At 66.0% G+C, this 3,805-nt stretch carries 4 protein-coding genes and 1 pseudogene; 3 read left to right on the top strand and 2 right to left on the bottom strand.

The window, feature by feature from the left end:
* Positions 1-227: pseudogene (locus ACU5AP_RS16060) on the bottom strand (hypothetical protein); the annotation flags it as partial.
* 254 nt (positions 228-481) lie between these two features.
* Here ACU5AP_RS16060 and ACU5AP_RS16055 point away from each other — a divergent pair.
* Positions 482-1,261, top strand: coding sequence for a hypothetical protein (locus tag ACU5AP_RS16055; RefSeq protein WP_341024298.1), 780 nt, complete (start codon positions 482-484; stop codon positions 1,259-1,261).
* Positions 1,245-2,036: a metallophosphoesterase family protein gene (locus ACU5AP_RS16050; RefSeq protein ID WP_446681537.1), complete on the top strand. Its 792-nt coding sequence runs from the start codon at positions 1,245-1,247 to the stop codon at positions 2,034-2,036. Before ACU5AP_RS16055 ends, ACU5AP_RS16050 begins: the two co-directional genes overlap by 17 nt.
* 2 nt (positions 2,037-2,038) lie before the next feature.
* Here the strand turns inward: ACU5AP_RS16050 and ACU5AP_RS16045 are convergent, their stop codons facing one another.
* Positions 2,039-2,932 carry an SDR family oxidoreductase gene (locus tag ACU5AP_RS16045; RefSeq protein ID WP_446681536.1) on the bottom strand — a complete coding sequence of 298 codons (894 nt, stop codon included), beginning with the start codon at positions 2,930-2,932 and terminating at the stop codon, positions 2,039-2,041.
* 127 nt (positions 2,933-3,059) lie between these two features.
* On the opposite strand from ACU5AP_RS16045, the gene ACU5AP_RS16040 reads away from it, so the two are divergent.
* Positions 3,060-3,805, top strand: a 746-nt coding sequence (locus tag ACU5AP_RS16040; RefSeq protein ID WP_446681535.1) for a flavodoxin family protein, incomplete at its 3' end; no start/stop codon positions are given.

Below are 3,805 nucleotides of genomic sequence, written 5' to 3'. Positions count from 1 at the left end.
GTGACGGACCAGAAGTCCGCTTCGAACGCCAGAACATCAAAGCCGAACCGCCTGTGCAGAAGCTCGACCAGCCGCCCGCGCAACCGGATGGAGGCCCCGTCGCCATGGCTGGATTCTCCCAGCATGACGATGTCGCGATCGCCGATGATGCGGGCGAGCGCGTCTGCGAGCGTTGTTTCCTCGGCGGGATCAAAGGCGGCGTCGAACGAAATGGCGTCTCGGGCCAACCGCGCCGCCAGGGCGTCCTGTCCTCGCGAAGGCAAGGTTAGCGAACCCACCCCCGCCGCCAGAAGCCCGAAGGATGTTTCGCGCCGCGTAAGAATGACCTGTCCTCCGAACCGTCAAGCTCCTACCTCTAGGGCGGGGCGACCGCGCGAACAACGGGAGAGGAAATCGTCGGCGACCGCGACGGACCTGAGAGCAGCGGGCGGAACCCGGTTTCGCCATGCGCCGTTTCCATGCCCTGTTCAGGAACCCGCTCATGTCCGATACCGTCGCCGATGCCGCTTTCGAGCCTCCCGCAGAAGCCCAGGCCTTTTATGAAGAGTCCTTGCGTCTGCTGAAGGAATCCGGCGTTCCCTTCCTGCTCTCGGGCACCTACGCCGTAACGGCCTATACAGGCATCCGTCGGCCGACCAAGGATCTGGACGTCTTCTGCAAGCCCGGCGACTACCCCCGGATTCTAGCCTTCTTCCAGGCGCGCGGCTATCGCACCGACGTCGAGGACGAACGCTGGATCGCCAAGGTCTGGAAGGACGACAAGCACTTCTTCGACGTCATCTTCGCCATGTCGAACGGCACCATCGCCGTCTCCGACAGTTGGTTCGGACCTGATCGCATCACCGTCTACGGGCATGAGGTGACGATCACCCCGCCGACCGCCCTGATCCTGTCCAAGGCCTTCATTCAAGACCGCTATCGCTACGACGGCGCCGATGTGAACCACGTCATTCTCAAGCAGGCTGACGCCATCGACTGGAAATCGCTTCTGGATCAGATGGACCTCTATTGGGAGGTGCTGCTGGCGCACCTGCTCAACTTCCGCTTCGCCTATCCGACGGAGCGCGGCCTGGTGCCGGCGTGGCTGATGACGGAGCTGATCGGCCGCCTTCACGCTCAGGTCGATCTGCCGGCGCCGCGCGTAAAGGTCTGCCGCGGCCGCCTGTTCAGCCCCAGAGACTACATCGCCGACATCTCCGAATGGGGCTTCGGCGACGTGGTGGGCAAGGGCCTGGAGGAACGCCATGATCCCGTCGCCTGAAACCGCCGCCCCCGCCGCTGAAGGCCAGACGCCTCAACCCGGCATGGAAGCGGGGCCGAAGAAGAAGCTGCGCGTCGCCGCCGTCGGCGATCTGCACGTCGGCGAGACCTCGCATCGCGCCTATCGCGACCTGTTCGACCGGGTGCATGAAGACGCGGACGTGCTGTGCCTGTGCGGCGACCTGGTCAATTTCGGCAAGACGGTCGAGGTGGAGAACCTGCTGGAGGATCTGCGCGCCTGCCGCATCCCCATGGTCGGCGTGCTGGGCAATCACGAGCACGAGTGCGGCCAGCCTCTTGAGGTGGCCCGCATGCTGAGCGAGGCCGGGGTCAAGATGCTGACCGGCGAAGCCTATGAGATCGACGGCGTCGGCTTCGCCGGAGGCAAGGGCTTCGTCGGCGGCTTCGGCCGCTACATGCTCAGCTCCTTCGGCGAGGCCTCGGTGAAGACCTTCGTCAATGAGGCGGTGGAGGACGCCAACCTCATCGAGAACTCCATCCGCACCCTGCGCACAGAACGGAGCGTCGTGCTTCTCCACTATGCGCCGGTGGTCGACACGGTGATCGGCGAGCCGCCGGAAATCCACGCCTTCCTCGGCTCATCGCGGCTGGCTGAGGTCGTCGACCGCTATGAGAACGTCAAGCTGGTGGTGCACGGCCATGCGCATCGGGGGGCGCCGGAAGGCCGCACGTCGCGCGGCGTTCCGGTCTACAATGTCGCCCTGCCCGTGCTGCGGGCGCTGGGCGACACGCCCTATCGCGTATTCGAGGTCTGAGCTCAGGCAATCCCGGCGCCGCCGGTGACGCCCCAGACCTCGCCCGTGACGAAGCTGGCTTCCTGCGACGCCAGCAGAACGTAGACGGGTGCGATCTCGACCGGCTGGCCCGGGCGGCCGAAGGCGCTGTGAGCCCCGAATTTCTCAACCTTCTCCTGAGGCTGGCCGCCGCTGGGCTGCAGAACCGTCCAGAAGGGCCCCGGCGCCACGGCGTTCACCCGCACGCCCTTCTCGATCAGTTGCTTGGCCAGGGCCTTGGTGTAGGTGACGATCCCGCCCTTGGTGGTAGCGTAGTCGAGCAGGATGTCCGACGGTTCATAGGCTTGGATCGAGGCCGTGGTGATGACCGCCGCGCCCGGCGGCAGGTGCGGCGTCGCCGCCTGGCACAGCCAGTGCAGGGCGTAGAGATTGGTCTTCAGCGTGGCGTCGAAATCCTCGGTCGAGACCTCGCCTACGTCCTCGCGAAACTGCTGTCGGCCCGCGTTGACGACCAGGATGTCCAGGCCGCCGAAGGCCTCGAGCGTGCGCTCTACCATGGTCGCATTCCACGCCTCGTCACGCACGTCGCCGGGCAGGGCCAGCGCCTTGACGCCTTCGGCCTCGATCAGGGCGATCACCTCGCGCGCGTCGGCCTCCTCTGAGGGCAGATAGGAGACGGCGACATCGGCCCCTTCGCGGGCGTAGGCGATGGCGATGGCGCGGCCGATGCCGGAATCGGCCCCGGTTATCAGGGCGCGGCGCCCCTTCAGCCGCCCGTGGCCGCGATAGCTCTCCTCCCCATGATCGGGCCTGGGCTCCATCTCAGCCACCAGTCCGGGCGCGGGTTGCGGCTGCCGCGGAAACGGCGGACGCGGATATTGATTTCGGGGATCCTGCATTGTCAGGCGGTCGGACATGACGGCTCCTATAGACGTTTGAAGGGCGTGCCTTCCTAAGTCGCCCTCTGTCCGCGCGTTCCCCTCCTGCGGCGGAACGTCGTCTTCAGCCGCGACGTTTCCGACGCACCCGAGCCGGAGAAGCCGCATGCCAGATTCCGTTTCCCAAGCTCCAGCCGTCCCTGAACCGCGCAAGGGCATGCCCAGCCCGGAACTGGACCGCGCAACCTTCGAAACCCGCTTCCGCAGCCGTTTCGCGGACCCTGTCTTTGATCCGCTACGCGACGAGATCGACCGCCTGGCCGCCGCAGCCTGGGACGGCTACATCGGGGGTCGGAAATCGCCGCTGACGCGCCCCGCCGGTCCGAGCTTCGCCGAGCCGGACTATGAGCTGGCGCTGGACTGGTTGGACGCCCACAAAGCCCTTCGCGCCGCCGAGGCGCAGCATGACGACGCCGCCGGGCCCGCGCGCATCCTGATCATCAACGCTTCCAGCCGTTCCGAGCACACCTGCCCTGGCGAAATGTCCAAGAGCTGGCGTCTGGTCCAGATCGCCCGCGAAGTTGTGGAAGGTCACGCAGGCGTGGAGACTGAAGTTCTCGACCTGTCACGCCTGGCGTCGGAATACGGCCGGGAAATTCATCCCTGCAAGGCCTGCTTCTCCACCGCAGCGGCCCTCTGCCATTGGCCGTGCAGCTGCTATCCCAACTACAGCCTGGGCCAGGTCCACGACTGGATGAATGACATCTATCCGATGTGGGTCCGCGCGCACGGCGTCCTGATCGTCACCCCGGTCAACTGGTATCACGCCTCCAGCCCGTTCAAGCTGATGATGGACCGGCTGGTTTGCGCCGACGGCGGCAATCCCGACCCCACCACGACGCACGGCAAGAC

It is taken from the genome of Brevundimonas sp. RM1, from assembly GCF_052907225.1.
This window is presented reverse-complemented; position numbering and strand designations above follow the sequence as displayed.

What these genes read in the sequence shown, in the direction of transcription:
- ACU5AP_RS16055 (WP_341024298.1), top strand. Translation starts at nt 482, where the DNA reads ATGTCCGATACCGTCGCCGATGCCGCTTTCGAGCCTCCCGCAGAAGCC.
- ACU5AP_RS16045 (WP_446681536.1), bottom strand. Translation starts at nt 2,932, where the DNA reads ATGTCCGACCGCCTGACAATGCAGGATCCCCGAAATCAATATCCGCGT.
- ACU5AP_RS16050 (WP_446681537.1), top strand. Translation starts at nt 1,245, where the DNA reads ATGATCCCGTCGCCTGAAACCGCCGCCCCCGCCGCTGAAGGCCAGACG.